The 22470-nt window shown below is 59.9% G+C and carries 23 protein-coding genes; 10 read left to right on the top strand and 13 right to left on the bottom strand.

The features are described from left to right. The first annotated feature begins 52 nt into the window (after positions 1-52). Positions 53-1372: an MFS transporter gene (locus BHE81_RS05695; RefSeq protein ID WP_004179768.1), complete on the top strand. Its 1320-nt coding sequence runs from the start codon at positions 53-55 to the stop codon at positions 1370-1372. A 45-nt stretch (positions 1373-1417) separates the two neighbouring features. On the opposite strand, the gene BHE81_RS05690 is transcribed toward BHE81_RS05695, so the two are convergent. After that, positions 1418-2212 (bottom strand): PhzF family phenazine biosynthesis protein, encoded by a 795-nt coding sequence (locus tag BHE81_RS05690; protein ID WP_004179766.1) that lies wholly within the window; start codon positions 2210-2212, stop codon positions 1418-1420. Between the two features lie 201 nt (positions 2213-2413). Here BHE81_RS05690 and BHE81_RS05685 point away from each other — a divergent pair, with 201 nt between their 5' ends. Continuing rightward, positions 2414-3613, top strand: coding sequence for a sugar transporter (locus BHE81_RS05685; protein ID WP_002904407.1), 1200 nt, complete (start codon positions 2414-2416; stop codon positions 3611-3613). A 68-nt stretch (positions 3614-3681) separates the two neighbouring features. Here BHE81_RS05685 and BHE81_RS05680 read toward each other — a convergent pair whose 3' ends face one another. Together BHE81_RS05680 and BHE81_RS28090 are read right to left on the bottom strand one after the other, a co-directional pair. Next, on the bottom strand, positions 3682-4350 hold the full coding sequence (locus BHE81_RS05680) for a MarC family NAAT transporter (protein ID WP_002904403.1): 669 nt from the start codon (positions 4348-4350) through the stop codon (positions 3682-3684). Positions 4351-4393: 43 nt separating this feature from the next. Beyond that, positions 4394-4522 (bottom strand): hypothetical protein, encoded by a 129-nt coding sequence (locus BHE81_RS28090; RefSeq protein ID WP_004217987.1) that lies wholly within the window; start codon positions 4520-4522, stop codon positions 4394-4396. Between the two features lie 89 nt (positions 4523-4611). Here BHE81_RS28090 and marR point away from each other — a divergent pair, with 89 nt between their 5' ends. The 3 genes from marR to marB are packed head-to-tail and all read left to right on the top strand — an operon-like array spanning position 4612 to position 5700. Next, on the top strand, positions 4612-5046 hold the full coding sequence (gene marR / locus BHE81_RS05675; protein WP_004143563.1) for a multiple antibiotic resistance transcriptional regulator MarR: 435 nt from the start codon (positions 4612-4614) through the stop codon (positions 5044-5046). A 20-nt stretch (positions 5047-5066) separates the two neighbouring features. Further along, a complete protein-coding gene (marA, locus tag BHE81_RS05670) occupies positions 5067-5441 on the top strand; it encodes an MDR efflux pump AcrAB transcriptional activator MarA (RefSeq protein WP_002904397.1) in 375 nt (124 codons plus the stop codon). 40 nt (positions 5442-5481) lie between these two features. Then, positions 5482-5700: a multiple antibiotic resistance protein MarB gene (marB, locus tag BHE81_RS05665; protein WP_002904394.1), complete on the top strand. Its 219-nt coding sequence runs from the start codon at positions 5482-5484 to the stop codon at positions 5698-5700. A 48-nt stretch (positions 5701-5748) separates the two neighbouring features. On the opposite strand, the gene eamA is transcribed toward marB, so the two are convergent. Continuing rightward, entirely contained in the window at positions 5749-6648 is a 900-nt protein-coding gene (gene eamA, locus BHE81_RS05660; protein WP_004143566.1) for an O-acetylserine/cysteine exporter, read from the bottom strand. A gap of 195 nt (positions 6649-6843) precedes the next feature. On the opposite strand from eamA, the gene ydeE reads away from it, so the two are divergent. Together ydeE and BHE81_RS05650 are read left to right on the top strand one after the other, a co-directional pair. After that, positions 6844-8040 (top strand): efflux MFS transporter YdeE, encoded by a 1197-nt coding sequence (gene ydeE / locus BHE81_RS05655; protein WP_021440091.1) that lies wholly within the window; start codon positions 6844-6846, stop codon positions 8038-8040. Positions 8041-8169: 129 nt separating this feature from the next. After that, a complete protein-coding gene (locus tag BHE81_RS05650) occupies positions 8170-8652 on the top strand; it encodes a helix-turn-helix domain-containing protein (protein ID WP_002904389.1) in 483 nt (160 codons plus the stop codon). 35 nt (positions 8653-8687) lie between these two features. On the opposite strand, the gene urtE is transcribed toward BHE81_RS05650, so the two are convergent. The 7 genes from urtE to BHE81_RS05615 form a co-directional block, all read right to left on the bottom strand. Continuing rightward, positions 8688-9386, bottom strand: a complete 699-nt coding sequence (gene urtE / locus BHE81_RS05645) for an urea ABC transporter ATP-binding subunit UrtE (RefSeq protein WP_004176246.1) — start codon at positions 9384-9386, stop codon at positions 8688-8690. 9 nt (positions 9387-9395) lie between these two features. Next, positions 9396-10193, bottom strand: a complete 798-nt coding sequence (gene urtD, locus BHE81_RS05640; RefSeq protein WP_004148342.1) for an urea ABC transporter ATP-binding protein UrtD — start codon at positions 10191-10193, stop codon at positions 9396-9398. Next, a complete protein-coding gene (gene urtC, locus BHE81_RS05635) occupies positions 10193-11266 on the bottom strand; it encodes an urea ABC transporter permease subunit UrtC (protein WP_004148341.1) in 1074 nt (357 codons plus the stop codon). The genes urtD and urtC overlap by 1 nt, the downstream gene beginning before the upstream one ends. Beyond that, the gene (gene urtB / locus BHE81_RS05630; RefSeq protein ID WP_015958384.1) at positions 11266-12840 is read right to left on the bottom strand and encodes an urea ABC transporter permease subunit UrtB; all 1575 of its coding nucleotides are present in this window, start codon (positions 12838-12840) and stop codon (positions 11266-11268) included. Before urtB ends, urtC begins: the two co-directional genes overlap by 1 nt. Positions 12841-12901: 61 nt before the next feature. After that, positions 12902-14173: an urea ABC transporter substrate-binding protein gene (urtA, locus tag BHE81_RS05625; protein ID WP_004224704.1), complete on the bottom strand. Its 1272-nt coding sequence runs from the start codon at positions 14171-14173 to the stop codon at positions 12902-12904. 171 nt (positions 14174-14344) lie between these two features. Further along, positions 14345-15448, bottom strand: coding sequence for a cobalamin-independent methionine synthase II family protein (locus BHE81_RS05620; RefSeq protein ID WP_004148338.1), 1104 nt, complete (start codon positions 15446-15448; stop codon positions 14345-14347). A gap of 148 nt (positions 15449-15596) precedes the next feature. Beyond that, complete coding sequence (locus BHE81_RS05615; RefSeq protein ID WP_004183961.1) at positions 15597-15995, bottom strand: rhodanese-like domain-containing protein; 399 nt, start codon at positions 15993-15995, stop codon at positions 15597-15599. Between the two features lie 67 nt (positions 15996-16062). Here BHE81_RS05615 and ftrA point away from each other — a divergent pair, with 67 nt between their 5' ends. Both ftrA and BHE81_RS05605 read left to right on the top strand, forming a co-directional pair. Continuing rightward, on the top strand, positions 16063-17160 hold the full coding sequence (gene ftrA / locus BHE81_RS05610; RefSeq protein ID WP_029602386.1) for a transcriptional regulator FtrA: 1098 nt from the start codon (positions 16063-16065) through the stop codon (positions 17158-17160). Next, positions 17129-17344 (top strand): DUF4177 domain-containing protein, encoded by a 216-nt coding sequence (locus BHE81_RS05605; protein WP_004205985.1) that lies wholly within the window; start codon positions 17129-17131, stop codon positions 17342-17344. Before ftrA ends, BHE81_RS05605 begins: the two co-directional genes overlap by 32 nt. Before the next feature lie 52 nt (positions 17345-17396). Here BHE81_RS05605 and BHE81_RS05600 read toward each other — a convergent pair whose 3' ends face one another. Further along, complete coding sequence (locus BHE81_RS05600) at positions 17397-17837, bottom strand: GNAT family N-acetyltransferase (protein WP_021440087.1); 441 nt, start codon at positions 17835-17837, stop codon at positions 17397-17399. A gap of 253 nt (positions 17838-18090) precedes the next feature. Then, positions 18091-19155 carry a LacI family DNA-binding transcriptional regulator gene (locus BHE81_RS05595; RefSeq protein WP_004183956.1) on the bottom strand — a complete coding sequence of 355 codons (1065 nt, stop codon included), beginning with the start codon at positions 19153-19155 and terminating at the stop codon, positions 18091-18093. A gap of 196 nt (positions 19156-19351) precedes the next feature. On the opposite strand from BHE81_RS05595, the gene BHE81_RS05590 reads away from it, so the two are divergent. Beyond that, on the top strand, positions 19352-22459 hold the full coding sequence (locus tag BHE81_RS05590) for a beta-galactosidase (RefSeq protein ID WP_021440086.1): 3108 nt from the start codon (positions 19352-19354) through the stop codon (positions 22457-22459). Positions 22460-22470: the final 11 nt, after the last annotated feature.

The following is a 22470-nucleotide window of genomic DNA, read 5'->3' as shown; positions in this document are numbered from 1 at the left end:
GGAAGCATGCCATTCCCACCATGGTAACGAACATCTACTTAGAGCCGAATATATGAACACGACAGCTAACACTACTCGTATTCGCTGGTGGATAGCCGGGTTAATGTGGTTGGCTATTGCCATCAACTATATCGACCGGACAGTATTATCTGCCGCAGCCCCACATTTAATCGATGAACTGAAACTCGACCCCGAAATGATGGGGTTTATCATGGCGGCTTTTTTTTGGTCATACTCGTTATTACAGATCCCCGCCGGGTGGTTCGCCGATCGTTTTGGTCAGAAAAAAGGTCTTGGTTTAGCCGTCGCCTGGTGGTCAATTGCCACCTCGATGATGGGTGTTGCCACGGGTTTTAAATCACTTCTGGCACTGCGTCTGGCTTTAGGTGTTGGCGAGGCCGCCGCCTACCCCAGCAACGCAGGGATCGCCGCACGCTGGTTTCCGGATAAAGAACGTGCCACCGTATCCGGACTCTTCGATAGTGCGTCAAAATTTGGCGGGGCGATTGCCATGCCGCTTATCGTCTGGATGATCTACACCTTTGACTGGCGACTGACCTTTTTGATTATCGGCAGTGTGGGCATTTTATGGGTTATCGCCTGGTATTTTATCTATGCTGAAAACCCGGAAGAACACAAACGCATCAGTCCTTCAGAAGTGCGTATTATTCGTGATGGCCAAAAACAACATCACGGCGACAAAACTGTATTGCCCATGAAATGGTATAAGCTCTTGCGTTATCGTAACATTTGGGCAATGTGCATCGGCTTTTTTACCATCAATTATACCTCCTATTTTTTTATTACCTGGCTCCCTACTTACCTGGTAAAAGAAAAAGGTATGGATTTTATTAAAATGGGAATGGTAGCCGCTCTGCCTTTATTATGCGGGATGGTTATTGAAGTTTTTGCTGGCTGGGCCTCGGATCGTCTGGTACATAAGAAAGTACTGTCTCTTACGGCCACCCGTAAACTGTTTTTGACTATCGGCTTGCTTATGGCACTTTGTATCGGCTTTGCACCATTTACCGACTCTGTGTTTATGACCGTCTTTCTCTTGTGTGTCGCAAAATCAGGCACGACGGTCGCCGCATCGCAGGTTTGGGCCTTACCGGGTGATGTTGCACCCAAAAATAGCGTCTCAATTGTCGCTGGGCTGCAAAATACGGTTTCGAATATGGGAGGCGCAGTCGGTCCGATCATTACGGGTGCGATCGTTGCTGCGACAGGCTCATTCAACTGGGCACTGATTTTCTCGGCCATTCTTGTCGTTATCGGGATAATCAACTACCTGTTCCTGATGGGTAAAATTGAACCTATCAATGACAAAGGTGGAAAATCACCCGTCCTTAATGCCGCAGAACAACATTAAGTCCAATCCGCCCGGTAGAGGACGCCACCGGGCGTAAACACATTGTTAACCTCGCAGGTAAACCGTTCCGCGCATATAGGTGGTGGCCTGGCCGCTAATCAGCACACGGTCGCCCTGCCACTGGCAGCGCAGGTCGCCGCCGCGAGCGGAGACCTGGCGCGCCATCATGGTGGTTTTCCCCAGCTTTTCGCCCCACCAGGGGATCAGCATGCTATGGGCGGAGCCGGTGACCGGATCTTCCGGCACCCCTTCTCCCGGGCAGAAGAAGCGGCTGACAAAGTCATACTCTTCATCCGGCGCGCTGACGCAGATCATTTTGCCAAGCGTTCGCAGCCGCGCCATATCCGGTCGCACCGCTTCAACCTGCTGGCGATCCGCCAGCACCACCAGATAATCGCGCCCTTCCCGAACTTCAACGGCGGCCTCGAGTCCCAACCCGGTCAGCAGATCCGCCGGCGGGTTTTCCACCGGAGAGGTCGACCACGCAGGGAAATCGAGCGTCAGCCAGTCGCCATTACGGGTGACCCGCAGCTCACCAACAAAACGGGTGCTAAAGAGAATCGTCGCCGAAGGATGGTCGAGATATTCGAAAATAACGTGCGCAGCGGCGAGGGTCGCGTGACCGCAGAGATTGATCTCAGCGAGTGTGGTAAACCAGCGCAGCTCATAGCCCTCGTCGGTACGGACAAAGAAAGCCGTTTCGGATTGATTATGCTGCTGGGCCATTTTCAGGAGCACATCGTCGGCTAACCACTCGCTGAGCGGGCAGACGGCCGCGGCATTGCCGCCAAAGTTTTTATCGCTGAAAGCATCGACCAGATAAAATTGAATTTCCTGCATACCCTGTCCTTACTTTTTTTACTTTCCTTCAAGATGACATAAAAGCTCCCCCTTGACACTATCCATAGCAAAATTAATCGCTTAACCGCGGCCAGCCCCTTGCGATGAAATGAGACGCAGATCACAAAATGATTGTCTTTTCGCCAACAATCGTTTTAAGATCAGCGTCACATCTTTCCCTGAATCACCAGTCCAGAGCTTATGACTACGAATACGGTCTCACGCAAGGTAGCGTGGCTACGTGTCGTGACGTTGGCCATCGCCGCGTTTATTTTTAACACCACAGAGTTTGCCCCGGTCGGTCTGTTGTCGGATATTGCCGACAGCTTCGGCATGGAAACCGCCCAGGTGGGCATGATGCTGACCATCTACGCATGGGTGGTGGCGTTAATGTCGCTGCCGTTTATGCTGCTGACCAGCAAAGTGGAGCGCCGGCGCCTGCTTATCGGCCTGTTTATTCTGTTTATCGCCAGCCACGTCCTGTCGTTTTTTGCCTGGAATTTTGACGTGCTGGTGATCAGCCGCATTGGTATCGCCTTTGCGCATGCAGTGTTCTGGTCGATAACGTCGGCACTGGCCATCCGCATGGCCCCGCCGGGCAAACGGGCGCAGGCGCTGAGCCTGATCGCCACCGGTACCGCGCTGGCGATGGTGTTTGGTATTCCGATCGGGCGCATTATCGGCCAGTACTTTGGCTGGCGGATGACCTTCCTGGCGATCGGCCTCGGCGCGTTAGCCACCCTGGCCTGCCTCGTAAAACTGCTGCCGACCCTGCCGAGCGAACATTCTGGCTCGCTGAAAAGCCTGCCGGTGCTGTTCCGCCGCCCGGCGCTGGTCAGCGTGTACATTCTGACCGTGGTGGTGGTGACCGCTCATTATACCGCCTACAGCTATATCGAGCCCTTTGTCCAGACGGTAGCGGGCCTGAGCGGCAACTTTGCCACCGTACTGCTGCTGATCCTTGGCGGGGCCGGTATTATCGGCAGCATTCTGTTCGGTAAACTCGGTAACCAGCACGCGTCGGGGCTGATAAGCCTGGCGATTGCCCTGCTGCTCGCCTGCCTGCTGCTGCTGCTGCCGGCCTCGCATAACCCGCAGCACCTGATGCTGCTCAGCATCTTCTGGGGGGTGGCGATCATGATTATCGGTCTCGGCATGCAGGTGAAAGTGCTGGCCTCCGCTCCGGATGCCACCGACGTCGCCATGTCTCTGTTCTCGGGCATCTTTAATATCGGCATAGGCGCCGGGGCGCTGGTCGGCAGCCAGGTGAGTCTGCATCTTTCCATGGCCTCCGTCGGCTACGTCGGCGCCATTCCGGCGCTGGTCGCGCTGGTCTGGTCGCTGATGATATTCCGTCGCTGGCCGGTATCGCTGGAAGACCATCAGCCGCACCACTCCTGATTCCGTCGCACAAAAAAGCCCGCCGGTATCGCGCCGGCGGGCTTTTTTTCTCTGCGCATCGCGGGCGGTCAGGGATGCCAGGTCGAAATGATCTCCAGCACGCCGTTAATAATAAACTGCACGCCCATGCAGACCAGCAGAAAGCCCATCAGTCGCGAGATGGCCTCGATGCCGCCTTTGCCAACCAGACGCATAATCGCGCCGGAACTGCGCAGACAAGCCCACAGAATCACCCCTAACAGCAAAAAGATGATCGGCGGCGCCGCCAGCACCACCCACTCCGGGAAGTCCACGCCGTGCTTAACGGTCGAGGCGGAGCTAATAATCATCGCGATGGTGCCCGGACCGGCGGTGCTTGGCATCGCCAGCGGCACAAAGGCGATATTGGCGGTCGGTTCATCCTGCAGTTCTTCCGATTTGATCTTCGCTTCCATCGAATCGTGGGCTTTTTGCTGGGGAAACAGCATGCGGAAACCGATAAAGGCCACAATCAATCCGCCGGCGATACGCAGCCCAGGTATTGATATGCCGAATGTATTCATCACCACCTGACCGGCATACCACGACACCATCAGGATGGCGAAGACATACACCGATGCCATTAACGCCTGTTTATTACGCTCGGCGTTGTTCATATTACCGGCCAGGCCAAGGAACAGCGCCACGGTTGTGAGTGGATTCGCCAGCGGTAAAAGCACCGCCAGGCCGAGCCCTATTGCTTTAAACAAATCGAACATAGTTAATTAAAGTCCCGTTAATATTCATTTTTTAAGAATGGTTTCACTCCGTGAGTATATCGGCTTCAACAAATTTGACGCCAGCCTGCTGATAAATCACTTCTGCAAAAAAATAACAAGCGTTAGAAAAATCATAAAGAGTGACCCACATCGTACTTTTCCATTTTAGCAAATCGTGGCATCGGCCAATTCATAATGTTGACTTATGATTGCCTGGGAAATAGTATCACTTGCAACTAATTACTTGCCTGGGCAACCATTATGAAAAGTACCAGCGACCTGTTTAATGAAATGATCCCGCTGGGTCGCTTGATCCAGATGGTTAACCAGAAAAAAGATCGCCTGCTCAATGACTACCTCTCACCTATGGATATTACCGCGACCCAGTTTCGCGTGCTCTGCTCCATTCGTTGCGAAGTATGTATTACCCCCGTTGAGCTGAAAACCGTGCTTTCCGTCGACCCGGGCGCGATGACGCGCATGCTCGACCGCCTGGCGTGCAAAGGCTGGATTGAACGGTTACCCAACCCAGCTGACAAGCGCGGCGTGCTGGTGCAGTTGACGCCGGACGGCGCAGCCCTTTGCGAGCAGTGTCATCAGGTTGTGGGTCAGAAGTTACACCAGGAGTTAACGAAAAATCTGTCGGCGGACGAAGTCGCCATGCTTGAGCAACTGCTCAAGAAGGTCCTGCCGTAAAAATAAGAAGAGGTAAGATGATGTCCAGACGTAATAATGACGCCATCACTATCCATAGTATTTTGTCGTGGATCGAGGATAACCTGGAATCGCCCCTGTCGCTGGAAAAAGTGTCTGAGCGCTCCGGTTACTCTAAGTGGCACCTGCAACGTATGTTTAAGAAAGAGACCGGCCATTCCCTCGGCCAGTACATCCGCAGCCGCAAGCTGACGGAGATTGCGCAGAAGCTCAAGCAGAGTAATGAGCCAATCCTGTACCTGGCGGAACGCTATGGTTTCGAGTCGCAGCAGACCCTGACGCGAACGTTCAAGAACTATTTCGATGTTCCGCCCCACAAGTATCGCATAACGAATGTACCTGGCGAATCCCGCTATCTACATCCGCTAAATAACTGATGTTAATCGCCTGCACTATAAAAGACGTATTGAGGAAATCATGAAACTATTCGCTGCCGCAGCTATCGTACTCTTGTCGCTGGCCTCCAGCCTCAGCTATGCGGAGCAAAACACCACGCCGGTGCGTCAAAACCAGCGTGATACAATGATTATCCCTTCAGAACATAATGATTCGCCGTTTGATTTCAATCATATGGCGGCTGGTAATGATAAATCTGACGAACTTGGCGTGCCGTACTACCAGCAGCACGACCTGTGATGCCATTACACGCATAATTGTGTATAGCCCCGTCTCCGGGGCTTTTTTTTATCCGCGCGCCATGCCAGGCCGCACCAAACGTAAGCCAAAGACATTAATGTAGAGTCCGGCCATAATCAGCACCGCCCCGGTGAGCTGCAGTCCGCTCAGCGTCTCCCCGAGCAGCAGCGCAGCGCTGGCCATTCCCACCACCGGCACCAGCAGCGACAGCGGCGCCACCCGCCAGGTTTCATACCGCCCCAGCAGCGATCCCCAGATGCCATAGCCGACGATAGTGGCGATAAACGCCAGATAAAGCAGCGACAGTATCGTTAGCAGATCGATGTGTTGCAGACTCGCCAGCATGGTCTGCGGGCCATCGATCAACAATGAGGCCAGCATAAACGGCAGCACCGGGATCAGCGCGCTCCAGACCACCAGCGACATGATTGGCGGCCGGCTCGCCTGGGACATGATTTTCTTGTTGAAAATATTGCCGCAGGCCCAGCTGAGCGCCGCCGCGAGGGTCAGCATAAAGCCCACCAGCGGCACATGCTCCCCGCCAAGGCTGCCCTCCACCAGCACCAGCACGCCAAAGATCGCCAGGGCGATCCCCGCCAGCTGCTTGCCCTGCAGACGTTCGCCAAAGACGAAGGCGCCAAGGATGATGGTGAAGAAGGCTTGCGCCTGCAGCACAAGGGAGGCCAGCCCGGCCGGCATACCCAGGCCGATAGCGCAGAACAGAAAGGCGAACTGACCGAAACTTATGGTCAGGCCATAGCCCAGCAGCAGGCGCAGCGGAATAGCTGGCCGGGCGACAAACAGCAGCGCCGGGAAGGCGACCAGCATAAAGCGCAGCCCCGCCAGCATCAGCGGCGGCATATTGTGCAACCCCAGCTTAATCACCACAAAGTTAAGCCCCCACACCACCACTACCAGCAGCGCCAGTAGTCCATCTTTCCTCGTCATACCCCTGCCTCTGTCGTTATTGGAATTTTTGTGAACAAAATCAAAGTAGCGAAAAAGCGGCCGCCGGGATAGATCATTATTTTTGGCAGGCCCGGAAGTGCGCCCGTCGACCGCGATGACCTGTACAAGGCGTAATGACCGTGTTATTTGTGATCGAAGACATAAAATTATAACAACATGACAGGCAAGGAAATCATGATCACCACTCTCCGGCGCTCCACCATCGCGCTGCTGGCATCGTCGTTACTGTTGACTATCGGCCGCGGGGCCACACTGCCGTTTATGACCATCTATCTCACCCGACGCTTTCAGCTGGAGGTGGATGTGATTGGCTATGCCCTGTCGCTGGCGCTGGTGGTTGGGGTGTTGTTCAGCATGGGTTTTGGCATCCTCGCTGACAGGTTCGATAAAAAGCGCTATATGGTGTGGTCAGTGCTGGTGTTTATTCTCGGCTTCAGCGCAATACCGCTGGTCAATAACGCCCCCCTGGTGGTGATCTTCTTTGCGCTGATCAACTGCGCCTACTCGGTCTTTTCCACCGTCCTGAAAGCCTGGTTCGCCGATCGGCTGACGGCAGAGAAAAAAGCGCGCATCTTCTCGCTGAACTACACCATCCTCAACATCGGCTGGACCGTTGGGCCGCCCATCGGCACCCTGCTGGTAATGCACAGTATCAATTTGCCGTTCTGGCTGGCGGCCGCCTGCGCCGCCTTTCCGCTGGTGTTTATTCAGCTGTTTCTTCAGCGGGATGACGCCGCCGCGGCCCAGCCGGGCGCCGCGCCCTGGTCGCCTTCGGTGTTGCTGCGCGACCGGGCGCTGCTGTGGTTTACCTGCTCCGGGCTGCTGGCCTCCTTCGTCGGCGGCGCCTTCGCCTCCTGTCTCTCGCAGTATGTGCTGGTGGTCGCCAGCAGCGATTTCGCCGAGAAAGTGGTGGCCGTGGTGCTGCCGGTCAACGCCGCGGTGGTGGTTGCTCTGCAGTACGCGGTTGGCCGGCGGCTGAGCGCGAGAAATATCCGCCCGCTGATGACCTTCGGCACCGTCTGCTTTGTGATCGGCCTTGTGGGCTTTATGTTCTCTGGCGCCAGCCTGTGGGCGTGGGGGATCTCGGCGGCGATCTTCACCCTCGGGGAAGTGATTTATGCCCCCGGGGAGTATATGCTGATTGACCATATTGCCCCGCCGGGGATGAAGGCCAGCTACTTCTCCGCCCAGTCGCTGGGGTGGCTGGGGGCGGCATTCAACCCGATGCTGACGGGGTTGATCCTCACCCATCTGCCGCACTGGTCGCTTTTTGTCATTCTTATCGTGGCGATTGTCGCCGCCTGGCTGATGATTTTCCGCGGGATCAATGCCCGCCCCTGGCAACCGGATTCTCCGCTGGCCAACGCCTGACGCCAGCTGGCATGCGGCTGTCAGGTTGCTGTCGGGCCGTTGTCGGGTCGCTGTCGTGGTGGCTGGCGGCCCGGTTCACCATACTCCATCACAGGTTTACATCCGCAGAACGTTATGGAGCATACGAATATGAACAGCAACAATCAGGTCAAACAATTACGGCTGCAGCGCGCCTGGTCCCAGGAGCAGTTGGCCGAAATGGCGGGTCTCAGCGTCCGCACGATCCAGCGCATTGAGAATGGCGAACGCCCGGGGCTGGAGACCCTCAGCGCCCTCGCCGCGGTCTTTGAGGTGACGGTGGCCGAGATCGGCGGCGAAGCCCGGCGGGAAGACGCGCCGGGCCAGGAAGCCTCACTGGATCTGCGCATAGAGGAAGCCAAAGCGCGGGTGCATCAGGAGAGCCGCTTTTTCCGTTCGCTGTCGGTGGCGCTGGTGGTTTGCGTGCTGCTGGCGGTGCTTAACCGCTTCACTAATCCACAGTACTACTGGTCCGGCTGGGTCGCCCTGATCTGGGGCGCCCTGCTGGTGGTGAGAGGATTACGCCTGTTCGTGTTCGGCGAATGGATTAAAAACTGGCGCCAGGCGCGCCTGCAGCGGCTGCTGCGCAAATAGGCCGCAAACCGGCGGCGCGACCGCCGCCGGCATGGTCAGATGGTCACCATGGCGCGCACGCCGTCGCTCTCCATATCACCACCCTTGCCTTGCTGGACGATGGCGCCGCGCGACATCACCAGGTAGTGGTCCGCCAGTCCGGCGGCAAAGTCATAGAACTGCTCCACCAGCAGGATCGCCATGTCTCCGCGGCTCGCCAGCTGGCGGATCACCTCGCCAATCTCTTTGATGACCGAGGGCTGGATCCCCTCGGTGGGTTCATCAAGGATCAGCAGCTGTGGGCGGCTGGCCAGCGCGCGGCCAATCGCCAGCTGCTGCTGCTGGCCGCCGGATAAGTCACCGCCTCGCCGCTGCTTCATGGTCCTGAGCACCGGGAAAAGCTGGTAGATCTCCTCCGGCACCTGCTGCGCTTCGCGGGCGGGAAAGCGCGACAGCCCCATCAGCAGGTTTTCTTCCACCGTCAGGCGCGGAAATATCTCGCGCCCCTGGGGGACGTAGGCGACCCCGGCCTGCACCCGCTGGTGCGGTTTGCGATGGGTGATGTTCTGATCCTGCCAGCGTACCTCACCGCTGCGCGCCGGGATCAGCCCCATCAGGCATTTCAGCAGCGTGGTCTTACCGACGCCATTGCGCCCCAGCAGGCAGGTGACTTCGCCCTGGCGGGCGGAAAAATCCACCCCGCGTAAAATATGGCTGCCGCCGTAGTATTGATGTAGCTGACTCACCTGTAACATTGGCGCTCCTTAACGTCCCAGATAAACTTCAATGACCTGCTCATTGGCCTGTACCTCCCGCAGCGATCCCTCCGCCAGCACCTGGCCCTGATGCAGGACCGTCACCCGGTCGGCGATGGTCTCGACAAATCCCATGTCGTGCTCCACCACCATCAGGGAGTGCTGTCCAGCCAGGGTACGAAACAGCTCCGCCGTATACTCCGTTTCCGCATCGGTCATGCCGGCCGCCGGCTCATCAAGCAGCAGCAGATGCGGCTCCTGCACCAGCAGCATGCCGATCTCAAGAAACTGTTTCTGACCATGGGACAACAGACCGGCCTGGCGGTAGCGCTCGCCGTCAAGACGCAACAGGCGCAGCACCTCATTCAGCCGATCGTCCTGTTCGCTGCTTATCCGGGCGCGCAGGCTGGCCCACACCGATTTATCCCCCTTCATCGCCAGGGCGAGATTTTCCGCCACCGTCAGCGCTTCGAAGACCGTCGGCTTCTGAAACTTGCGCCCGATGCCCTGGCGGGCGATGGCCACCGGGTCAAGAGTGGTCAGATCCACCGACTGGTCATAGAGCGCTTTGCCGCTTTGCGGCCGGGTCTTGCCGGTGATCACGTCCATCAGGGTGGTCTTGCCCGCCCCGTTGGGGCCGATCACACAGCGCAGTTCGCCGACGCCTATCGCCAGCGACAGATCCGTCAGCGCCCGGAAACCGTCAAAGCTGACGTTGATGTTCTCCAGCTGCAGCACCGGATCGGTTTGTTCGCGAAAGCGATCGCCGGGCAGCTGGCGGGTAAATAGTCCTTCATCCGGTTGCATTAGCGGTCTCCTCGACGCAGCAGGCCCATCACCCCGCGGGGTAAAAACAGGGTCACAATGATGAAGATGAGGCCGAGAAACAGCTGCCAGTACTCTGGCATCGCCACGGTGAAAATGCTTTTCGCACCGTTGACCAATCCGGCGCCAAGCACCGGGCCAATCAGGGTGCCGCGCCCGCCGAGCGCCACCCAGATGGCGGCCTCGATGGAGTTGGTCGGCGACATTTCGCTGGGGTTGATGATCCCGACCTGCGGGACATATAACGCCCCCGCCAGACCGCAGAGCACCGCCGACAGCGTCCACACCAGCAGCTTGAAGCCGCGCGGGTCGTACCCGCAGAACATCAGTCGGTTTTCGGCGTCACGCACCGCGGTGAGGATCCGGCCAAACTTACTCTGCGCCAGCGCCGCGCCCAGCCACAGGGTCAGCAACAGCAGCAAAACCGTGGCCATAAACAGGCTGGCGCGGGTGCCGGTGGCGGTGACAGGAAAACCCAGCAGCGTAGTAAAACCGGTGAAGCCGTTATTCCCGCCAAACCCGGTCTCGTTGCGAAAGAACAGCAGCATACCGGCATAGGTCAGGGCCTGGGTCATGATCGAGAAATAGACCCCTTTGATCTTCGAGCGAAAGGCAAACCAGCCGAACACCAGGGCCAGCAGACCGGGAACCAGCACCACCAGCGCCATCGCCCAGGCGAAATGCTGCGTGCCCCACCAGAACCAGGGCAGCTCGCTCCAGGAGAGAAAAGACATAAACGCCGGTAGACCGTCGCCCGCCGCCTGGCGCATCAGGTACATTCCCATGGCGTACCCGCCGAGGGCAAAGAAGATCCCGTGCCCCAGCGACAGCATGCCCGCATAGCCCCAGACCAGATCCAGCGCCACCGCCACAATGGCGTAGCAGAGGATTTTGCCGCTCAGCGTCAGCAGCCAGCTCGGCACCGCCAGCGGATGCGAGGCCGGCAGCAGCGCCAGGAATGGCATACTCAGCAGCCCCAGCACCAGCAGGATCCCCAGCCAGCGCAGAGGCCGCGGCGCGCGCTGCGCCAGCGTTAAGGTGATTGGTTGGCTCATTAGTCGATAACCCTCCCTTTCAGCGCGAACAGACCCTGTGGGCGTTTCTGAATAAACAGAATAATCATCACCAGGATCAGGATCTTGCCCAGCACCGCGCCCATTTGCGGTTCGAGAATTTTGTTGAAAATGCCCAGCCCAAAGGCCGCCGCCACGCTGCCGGCCAGCTGGCCGACGCCGCCCAGCACCACCACCAGAAACGAGTCGATGATGTATCCCTGACCCAGTTCAGGCCCGACGTTGCCAAGCTGCGACAGCGCCACGCCGCCCAGCCCGGCAATACCAGAGCCGAGGCCAAAGGCCAGCATATCCACCCGCCCGGTAGGCACGCCGCAGCAGGCGGCCATCGCCCGGTTCTGCGTCACGGCGCGGACGTTCATCCCCAGACGGGTACGGTTCAGGATGAGCCAGGTAAAACACAGCACCAGCAGGACGAACGCCAGCACCGCCAGCCGGTTCCACGGCAGGATCAGGTTCGGCAGGACCTGCACGCCGCCGGAGAGCCAGGCCGGGTTTGCCACCTCCACGTTCTGCGCGCCAAACAGCATCCTCACCAGCTGGATAAGCATCAGGCTGATCCCCCAGGTGGCGAGCAGCGTTTCCAGCGGCCGACCATACAGATGACGAATAATGGTGCGCTCCAGCGCCATGCCGATCCCGGCGGTCACCAGAAACGCCACCGGCAGCGCGACCAGCGGATAAAAGGCCAGCCATTGCGGCGCGAGCTGCGCCAGCGCCTGCTGTACCAGCCAGCAGCTGTAGGCGCCGATCATTAACATCTCGCCGTGGGCCATGTTAATCACCCCCAGCAGGCCATAGGTGATCGCCAGCCCCAGCGCGGCCAGCAGCAGCACCGAGCCCAGCGACAGCCCCATAAAGGCCTGGCCCAGCAGATCGCCGAGCAGCAGACGATGTTTGATCTTTTGCAGGCTATCGCTGGCCGCCTCGCGCACCGCCGCATCCGGCTCATGCTGGGCATCGGTAAAGGGGATCAGCAGCGCCTGGGTTTCCGGGTCCGCGGAATGGCCGAGCAGCGTCACGGCGGCCAGCCGCGCGCTGGCCTCAGGCTGAGTGAGCTGCAGGCGCGCCAGCGCCACCTCCAGCAGACCCCGCACATTATCATCGGTTTCCGCCTGCAGCCGCTGTTGCAGCAGCGCGGCCATGGCCGGAGTCGCTTCCCGCTGTAGCGTTCGTGCGGCGGAAGCTCTCTCCGTGACGTTGTCACTTAAAATAAGGTGGCTGGCCAGCGCGCCGGCAGCCAGATTGCGCAGCCGGTTGGTCAGACGGACCGGCCGGGTTTCGCCCTGCGGCGCGGCGACAGCGCCCAATGGCTGTAATCCGCCCTGTCGGGTGCGGAAAGCATGTTTTCCGTCGTCCATCACCAGGCTCTCGGTGGTCAACGCCCGCAGCAGCGGCAGACGATCCGCCTGCGGCGCTGCCGCCCACTGGGTCAACAGCTGCGCCTGCTGGCTGCGACTGGCGGCAACGAAGTCGTCCGCCTCCGCGGCCTGCGCCCGCCATGGCAGCAAGGTCAGCAATAGCGCCAACACACTCATGAGACGCAATGCGTTCATGTCGTTCTCCTCTGGTCAGCGGCCGACGGGCGCGACGCTCCCGCCCCGTCGGCCGTGGCGCTTACTGGCTGACGGTTTTCACCGGATGGTCAGGTTTCTTATCATTACCGGGGATCCACGGACTCCACGGCTGCGCGCGAACGGGCTCATCGGTCTGCCAGACCACGTTGAACTGGCCGTTGCCTTCAATTTCACCGATCATCACCGGCTTATGCAGATGGTGGTTGGTGGCATCCATGGTCAGGGTAAATCCGGACGGCGCGTTGAAGGTCTGCCCGGCCATCGCCTCGCGTACTTTGTCAACATCGGTGGTGCCCGCTTTGGTCACCGCCTGCGCCCACATATGCAGGCCCACCCAGGTCGCTTCCATCGGATCGTTGGTCACCACCGTATCGGCATTCGGCAGCTTGTGCGCTTTGGCATACGCGCGATAATCGGCGACAAAGGCTTTGTTGGTCGGATTATCGACGGACTCAAAGTAGTTCCATGCCGCGAGGTTGCCGACCAGCGGTTTGGTATCGATGCCGCGCAGCTCCTCTTCCCCCACCGAGAACGCCACCACCGGTACATCGGTCGCTTTCAGACCCTGGTTAGCCAGCTCTTTGTAGAACGGTACGTTGGAATCGCCATTGATGGTGGAGACCACTGCCGTTTTGCCACCGGCGGCGAATTTTTTGATATTGGCGACGATGGTCTGGTAATCGCTGTAGCCGAACGGGGTGTAGACCTCCTCGATATCTTTGTCCTGGATCCCTTTGGCATGCAGGAAGGCGCGGAGGATCTTGTTGGTGGTGCGCGGATAGACGTAGTCCGTCCCCAGCAGAAAGAAACGTTTAGCGCCGCCGCCGTCCTCGCTCAGCAGGTATTCCACCGCCGGGATAGCCTGCTGGTTAGGCGCCGCGCCGGTATAGAAGACGTTGGGGGACATCTCTTCCCCTTCGTACTGCACCGGGTAGAACAGCAGGCCGTTCAGTTCCTCAAACACCGGCAGGACCGATTTACGCGAGACCGACGTCCAGCAGCCAAACACCACCGCCACTTTATCCTGGGCCAGCAGCTGGCGCGCCTTCTCGGCAAACAGCGGCCAGTTGGAGGCCGGGTCGACCACCACCGGCTCCAGTTTCTTGCCCAGCACCCCGCCTTTGGCGTTGATGTCGTCGATGGCCATCAGCGCGACGTCTTTCAGCGGCGTTTCGGAAATCGCCATCGTCCCGGAGAGCGAATGCATGATCCCGACTTTGATGGTGTCGGCGGCATAGGCCTGGAAGGAGAGACCCATAGCCATAACAGAGGCGGAGAGTGCAAAAGCTTTTAATAACGTTCTACGTTGCATGATTCACTCCTGAGTAGCGCAAAAAATAAAGAATTAACAGCTAACCAGAGGTGATAAGGCAAAAAAGGTGCCAGGTTGTGAAAACAGCGGGATGCGGCGCAGGTGGGCGATAGTGGCGAAGAGGATGGCAGCGTTGCCTCATCACGGTGCAACGCTGCGCTAAGAAAGCAATTACCAGACGTCGGCGGCGATGGAGGTCACCAGACGGACCTTTTGCCATTGCTGGTCTTCGCTGAGGGCATTCCCCTCTTCAGTGGAGGCGAAACCGCACTGCGGGCTGAGGCAGATCTGCTCGAGCGGCACGTACTGCGCGGCCTCGGCGAGTCGCGCTTTTACCCCCTGCGGATTCTCCAGCTCGCCGTTTTTGGTGGTGATCAACCCGAGGACCACCTGCTGATGGCCGGGACGAATAAAGCGCAGCGGCGCGAAATCCCCGGAGCGGTCGTTGTCGTACTCCAGGAAGAAGGCATCGACATTAACGCTGCCAAACAGCACCTCGGCAACCGGCTCGTAACCGCCTTCCGAGATCCAAGTTGAACGGAAGTTACCCCGGCAGACGTGCAAGCCCACCGTCAGATCGGCCGGCTTACCCTCCAGCGCCTGGTTCAGCACCCGGGCATAAATACGCGCCAGCGCATCCGGATCCTCGCCGCGCTCACGTACCTGCTGGCGCTGGGCATCGGAGCACAGATAGGCCCACACGGTATCGTCCAGCTGCAGATAGCGGCAGCCGGCGTCATAAAACGCGCGGATGGCGTCGCGCCAGGTGGTGGCCAGATCGTCGAAGTAGTCGCTAAGATCCGGGTAGACCGTGGCATCGATATCTTTCCGCCCGCCGCGGAAGTGCAGCACGCTCGGGCTGGGAATGGTCATCTTCGGCTGCGCGTCGCCGCTGATGCTTTTCAGATAGCGGAAATCCTCCAGCATCGGGTGGTCGCCAAACGCCAGCTTGCCGGTGACGCGAACGCCGTGCGCTTTGGTCTGCACGCCGTTGAACTGGATCCCCTGCTCGGCATCGTAACGTTCAACGCCCTGCAGGCCATCGAAGAAATCGAAATGCCACCATGCGCGACGAAACTCACCGTCGGTGACCACGTGCAGGCCGCAGTCGCATTGCTGCTGAACCAGATGACGGATCGCGTTATTCTCAATCTCGCGTAGCTGAGCGGCGTCGATAATCCCCTCAGCCAGCTGCTGACGCGCCTGTTTAATGCTGTCCGGGCGCAAAAAACTGCCGACGATGTCTGCGCGGAACGGGGCCTGTTGACGTTGCATGCTGTCTCCTTAGCGGTGGGCGCGTTAGTTGCCCACCGTGATAGTTCATTACTTGAATTTTTAGACTTCTGGATGGCTATATGTCCAGATACTGGCATGCAGAGTGGTGGGTCGCAAACGAGAATATTTCATGGTACATGAAAAATTTTCAATCACCGGAAGCAAACGCATAGCCCTCATCTTCCCAGCCGGTGAGTCCGCCGAGCATCATTTTCACCGGCCGCCCCAGCTCGGCCAGCTTCAGCGCGGCAACGTCAGCGCCGTTGCAGTGCGGCCCGGCGCAGTAGACCACAAAGAGGGTATCCGCCGGCCAGGCCGCCATTCGCTCGGCGGTGATCTGGCTGTGCGGGAGATGCTGCGCGCCTGGCAGGTGACGTCTGGCGAAAGCTTCCTCGCTGCCGACCACGTGCAGCAGGACGAAGTCGACCTCGCCGGCACGCTGGGCGCTGTGCACATCGGCGCAGTCGGTCTCAAGATGCAGCTTATGGCTGAACCAGCGGATAGCCTCAGCGGAGGTGGCAGGGGGAAATTGGGTTACTACACTCATGGCGTCTTCTCCTTGTCTGTGATAACACTACTTTACTGACGCCCATCACCCTGATCTGCCGACAACCATGACAGAAAACGCTAACATCCTGACAACCCCTTCTGTGACACCGTCACATCATCAGGTGGTCGCCCTCGCCTACGATGGCCTGTGCACCTTTGAGTTTGGCGTAGCCGTGGAGATCTTCGGCCTGCCGCGCCCGGAAATGGGCGACAACTGGTACCAGTTCGCCGTCGCCGCCGTCGATGAAGGGCCGCTGTGCGCCACCGGCGGCATCCGCCTGATGACCGACGGCGGTCCTGAACTTCTCGCCCAGGCGGATACGATCGTGGTCCCCGGCTGGCGCGGCGTCGACGCCCCGGTCCCCGAGGCGCTGTGCGCCGCGCTGGCTTCCGCCCACGCCCGCGGATGTCGGATTATTTCTATCTGTTCCGGGGTGTTCGTTCTCGCCGCCGCCGGGCTGCTCAATGGCCGCCAGGCGACAACCCACTGGCGCTACACCGCGGCGCTGCAGTCCCGTTTTCCGCAGATCCAGGTGGTGGAGGACGTCCTTTACGTGGGCGATGCTTTGCTGATGACTTCCGCCGGCAGCGCGGCGGGGATCGACCTTTGTCTGCATCTGGTGCGTGAAGATTTCGGCAGCGAAGCCGCCAACGTCGTCGCCCGCCGCCTGGTCGTCTCTCCCCATCGCGACGGCGGTCAGGCGCAGCAGGTCCTGCGCCCGGTAGCCCGCAGCCGGGAGAGCCTGCGCCTCGGTCAGCTGTTTGACTATCTGCACCAGCATCTTGCCGCCAGCCATACCGTCGCTTCCCTCGCCCAGCGCGCCGGCATGGGGACGCGCACCTTTTTGCGCCGCTTTGAGGAGGCCACCGGTAAAACGCCCGCCCGCTGGCTGCTGGAGGAACGACTGCTGCGCGCCCGCCAGCACCTGACGGAGAGCACGATGGGCATCGATCAGATCGCTGAGCGCTGCGGGTTTGCCAGCGCCGGCACCCTGCGCCACCATTTTCGCCAGCACTTCGCGCTCAGCCCGCTGCAGTACCGTAAACAGTTTACGCCTTCTCCGATTGCAAAATCGTCGCAGCCACGGACAATAGACGGCCACAGTAAACCGGTCGCCAGGAGGGTCGATGATGAAGAAAGAGTGTCGGGTAGTGATCTATAAAGAGGGGCTGCTGGGCAGTCTGTTTTTTGGCGAAGCCAAGGCCGACCCTGACAAAATGAGCCAGTTTCTCAGCAGCTATACCCGTGAGGGATGGGAAGTGAAAACCATGTCGGTGGAGCGCCGCCGTACCGCCCTGTTCTGGTCGCGGGAAGCGTATCTTTTCGTGCTCGAACGCCCCCTCTGATAGCCTGCGCCTGGTTTACACGTTTAAGCCAGGCGTTTCTAAGCGTCAGCTTTCAGGGCTGACGGATATAGCCCTGCGCCTGCATTTTCTGCATGCCTTCCTCGCTGGCGCAGACCATGCCGGTAGTCAACATGGCAAAGCCAAAGCGCTGATAAAACGTAATTTTATCGGCCACCGCATAGATAAATATTTTGCCAAAGGGCAGGAGTTGCTCCCGGATGGCCAGCATCAGCTGTTGCCCGTAGCCCTGTCCCTGACGAGCGGGGACGATCGCCACATCCGCCAGATAGCTGCTCCAGGTACAGTCGCTGATGGCTCGCGCCACGGCAATCAGCTGACCGTTCTCATAGCCAAACCAGCAGAAGGTGCTCTGGCGGAACGCCTGCTCCAGTTGCTGAACATCACGCTCATTCAGCCCGGCCTCGGCGATGATCGTTCGCACTCGCTGCCAGTCCACCCGCCCGATTGCCTCTTTACCCTCAATCACCATCATGACCTTGTCTCCCGTCGTCTCCCGGAAGCAAGATCTAGCATGCCGCGGCAGGATATGCCAGATGGAAAGCCGGACTGAAGCAGTCGGTACAGGGTGGAAGGGGCAAAAAAAACCGCCATATGACTGGCGGTAAATCAATGCTTGCATGGATAGATTGTGTTTTGCATTTTTCGCAGACAGATAAGCTTTACCTCTCTACGTTTGCTGCCGAAGTTAGCATGCTCAACTTCAATAAAGCCTCAACGACCAGCAGCTAAAGCTTCTCCACCAGCGCTTTCAACTGCGCCAGGGTCTGCTGCCGGTCCTCCGCGGCGGCGACAGGCCAGGCCGACTGGCGCACGATGAGCCGGGTCGGCAGCAGCTCGCGGATCCGCAGCTGCGGGGCCGCCATCAGGGCAATCAGCCGCTCCACCGCCCTTTTGCCCAACAGATCGAAGTCCTGCGCCACCGTGGTGAGCGGCGGCTGGAAGTAAAGGCTGTCGGCGGTGTCATCGTAGCCGGTCACCGATACCGCCTGGCTGCCGCTGCGATTGAGCTGGGCCAGCGCGCTGAGCACACCGAGCGCCATCTGATCGTTTGCCACCACTATGGCGCTGATCCGCGGCTGCAGGTGGAGGAGCTCGAAAGTTTTCTGCCAACCGCTGGCGGCGCTCCAGTCGCCAAACACCGTAGTAGAGCGGGCAATATTCAGACTGTGCAACGCCTCGCGCCAGCTGGCGAGACGCAGACGGGCGGAAACCGAACTTTCCGGTCCCGCCAGCAGACCAAATTCGCGATGCCCCAGCTCCCACAGGTGGCGCACGCAGGCCCCGCAGCCGTCGCGGTGGTCGAAGCGCACGCAGCAGACATCGGCCTCCGGGGAGACATCGAGAAACAGGCAGGCCATATCCGGATTGTCTTGCACCAGCCGCTCGGCAGTGGCGCTCTCCAGCGGCAGACTGACGATCACCCCGCGAATATGCTGGGCGCGCAGCTCGTCCAGCCGGGCCTGCAGCGCGACAAAATCAGCCTGCGCCGGCATCGCTATCGCCACTTCCAGCTGATGCAGGCTGGCATGGCTCTTTATCGCGGCGGCGATCTGCGAGGGGGCGTGCAGCGTCAGCGAGGCGGTAATCAGCCCGATGGAGGGCGCCGCTTTGCCGGCAAGCAGCTGCGCCGAGCGGTTAGGCACATAGTGCAGCGCCTGCATCGCGCGGATCACCTGCTCGCGGGTGCGGGCTGACACCACCTCAGGACGGTTCAGCACCCGGGAGACCGTCTGCTGGGACACGCCCGCGGCGCGGGCGACATCCTCCAGGGTTGCGGTACGACGCGGCATCTTTTCTCCTCAGCAATAACAATATCGTGCGCTAACATTTTATGTTTAACGCGCGACAAAAAACAGCGCTTCGCCCCCGCTTTCGTGATCGTCTGTTAATTTCGATTCCCCCGAGATTGCTGGACAAAACAAATTGCCCGATAACGTTAACCATCCTGTTTAGCGAACGACAATTTCTGACTTACCGGGGTTTAATATGCAAATTAGCGATACCGGCCGCAGCCACACTCCTGACTTTCACGCCGTCCTCGCCCGTGAAGACTGGCAGAACCAGACCATTACCCACCTTAACCGCCTGCCAGCGCATCCCGTTTTCGCCAGCTGGCGCGATGAGCTTGCCGCCCGCGATAACCTACCTTCATCCCGCCGCCGTCAACTGGACGGCGAGTGGCAGTTCTCTTACGCCCGTAGCCCGTTTGCCGTCGATGCGCAGTGGTTGACGCAGGATCTACCGGACTGCCGCGGCACGCCTGTGCCTTCCAACTGGCAGATGGAGGGCTATGACGCGCCGATCTACACCAACGTCCGCTATCCCATTGACACCACCCCACCGCGGGTGCCGGAGGATAACCCGACCGGCTGCTACTCCCTGCACTTTACGGTTGAGGACACATGGCGCGAGAACGGGCAAACGCAGATTATTTTCGATGGCGTCAACTCGGCGTTTCATCTGTGGTGCAATGGCGTGTGGGTCGGCTATTCGCAGGACAGTCGCCTGCCGGCGGCGTTCGATCTCAGCCCCTTTCTGCGTCCGGGCGACAACCGCCTGTGCGTGATGGTCATGCGCTGGAGCGCCGGCAGCTGGCTGGAAGACCAGGATATGTGGCGGATGAGCGGTATTTTCCGCTCGGTATGGCTGCTGAATAAGCCGCAGCAACGGCTATGCGACGTGCAGTTGACGCCAGCCCTTGACGCCCTCTATCGCGACGGCACTCTGCAGGTCCAGGCGACCGTCGAAGCGACTGAGGCGGCGCTTGCCGGGCTCAGCGTCGGGGTTAGCCTGTGGCGCGGCGAGGAGCAGATCGCCGCCGGGCGGCAGCCGTTAGGTACCCCGACGGTGGATGAGCGCGGCCACTACGCGGAACGGGTCGATTTCTCCCTGGCGGTGGCGACGCCGGCGCACTGGAGCGCGGAAACCCCGAACTGTTATCGCGCCGTGGTCACCCTGTGGCGCGGCGACGAACTGCTGGAGGCCGAAGCGTGGGACATCGGTTTTCGCCGCATCGAGATTGCCGATGGCCTGCTGCGTCTCAACGGTAAACCGCTGCTGATCCGCGGCGTTAACCGCCATGAGCATCATCATTTGCGCGGGCAGGTGGTCACCGAGGCGGATATGGTGCAGGACATTCTGTTGATGAAGCAGAACAACTTTAACGCCGTGCGCTGCTCGCACTATCCCAACGCGCCGCGCTGGTATGAACTCTGCAACCGCTACGGTCTGTACGTGGTCGATGAAGCCAATATTGAAACCCACGGGATGGTGCCGATGAATCGGCTGTCCGACGATCCGGCGTGGCTACCAGCCTTCAGCGCCCGCGTCACCCGGATGGTACAGAGCAACCGCAACCATCCGTGCATTATCATCTGGTCGCTGGGCAACGAGTCCGGCGGCGGCGGCAACCACGAAGCGCTGTACCACTGGCTGAAACGCAACGATCCGAGCCGTCCGGTGCAGTACGAGGGCGGCGGCGCGGATACCACCGCCACCGATATTATCTGTCCGATGTACGCCCGCGTCGAACGCGACCAGCCGATCCCGGCGGTACCCAAATGGGGGATCAAAAAATGGATCAGCCTGCCCGGTGAGCAGAGGCCGCTGATCCTTTGCGAGTACGCCCACGCGATGGGCAACAGCCTCGGCAACTTCGCCGATTACTGGCAGGCCTTTCGCGAGTATCCGCGGCTGCAGGGCGGGTTTATCTGGGACTGGGCCGACCAGGCGATCCGCAAAACCTTTGCCGACGGCAGCGTCGGCTGGGCCTATGGCGGCGACTTTGGTGATAAGCCTAACGATCGCCAGTTCTGTATGAACGGTCTGGTGTTTCCCGATCGCACGCCGCATCCGTCGCTGGTGGAGGCGAAGCACGCCCAGCAGTATTTTCAGTTCACGCTGCTGTCGACCTCGCCGCTGCGGGTGCGCATCATCAGCGAATACCTGTTCCGCCCAACCGATAACGAAGTGCTGCGCTGGCAGGTGCAGGCGGCCGGTGAACCCCTGTATCACGGCGACCTGACCCTGGCGCTGCCCCCTGAGGGCAGCGACGAGATAACGCTGCTCGATAGCCTGATCCTGCCTGAAGGCGCCCGCGCGGTGTGGCTGACGCTGGAGGTGACCCAGCCCCAGGCGACCGCCTGGTCAGAAGCGGAGCACCGCGTCGCCTGGCAACAGTTTCCCCTGCCCGCCCCGCTGGCGCTGCCGGCGCCCACCGTGTCTGCCGGCGCTCCGGATCTTATCGTCAGCGATGAGGTCTGGCAGATCCGCGCCGGTTCGCAATGCTGGACCATCGATCGCCGGACGGGTCTGCTGAGCCGCTGGTCGGTTGGCGGTCAGGAGCAGCTGTTGACCCCCCTGCGTGACCAGTTTATTCGCGCGCCGCTCGACAACGACATTGGGGTCAGCGAAGTAGAGCGTATCGACCCCAACGCCTGGGTGGAGCGCTGGAAAAGCGCCGGCCTGTACGATCTTGAGGCGCACTGCGTCCAGTGCGATGCGCAGCGCCTGGCAAATGAAACCCTCGTCGACTGCCGCTGGCACTACCTGCGCGGCGAAGAGGTAGTGATTGTCAGCCACTGGCGCATGCACTTCACTGCTGACGGAACCCTGCGGTTGGCGGTGGACGGCGAACGGGCGGAAACCCTGCCGCCGCTGCCGCGGGTCGGGCTGCACTTCCAGGTGGCGGATCAGCAGGCGCCGGTGAGCTGGCTGGGTCTGGGGCCGCATGAGAACTACCCCGACCGGCGGAGCAGCGCCTGCTTCGCCCGCTGGGAGCAGCCGCTGGCGGCGATGACCACCCCCTATATCTTCCCGACGGAAAACGGCCTGCGCTGTGATACCCAGGCGCTGGACTGGGGGCGCTGGCACATCAGCGGTCATTTCCACTTCTCCGTTCAGCCATGGAGCACCCGTCAGCTGATGGAGACCGACCACTGGCACAAGATGCAGGCCGAAGACGGCGTGTGGATCACCCTCGACGGCCTGCATATGGGGGTGGGAGGCGATGACTCCTGGACCCCCAGCGTGCTGCCGCAGTGGCTCCTGAGCCAAACGCGCTGGCAGTACGAGGTCTCATTGCGTTGCTTTTAATCCGTGGGGGC

Origin of the sequence: Klebsiella sp. AqSCr, from assembly GCF_008452795.1 — a bacterium.
GTDB lineage: Bacteria > Pseudomonadota > Gammaproteobacteria > Enterobacterales > Enterobacteriaceae > Klebsiella > Klebsiella pneumoniae.
This window is presented reverse-complemented; position numbering and strand designations above follow the sequence as displayed.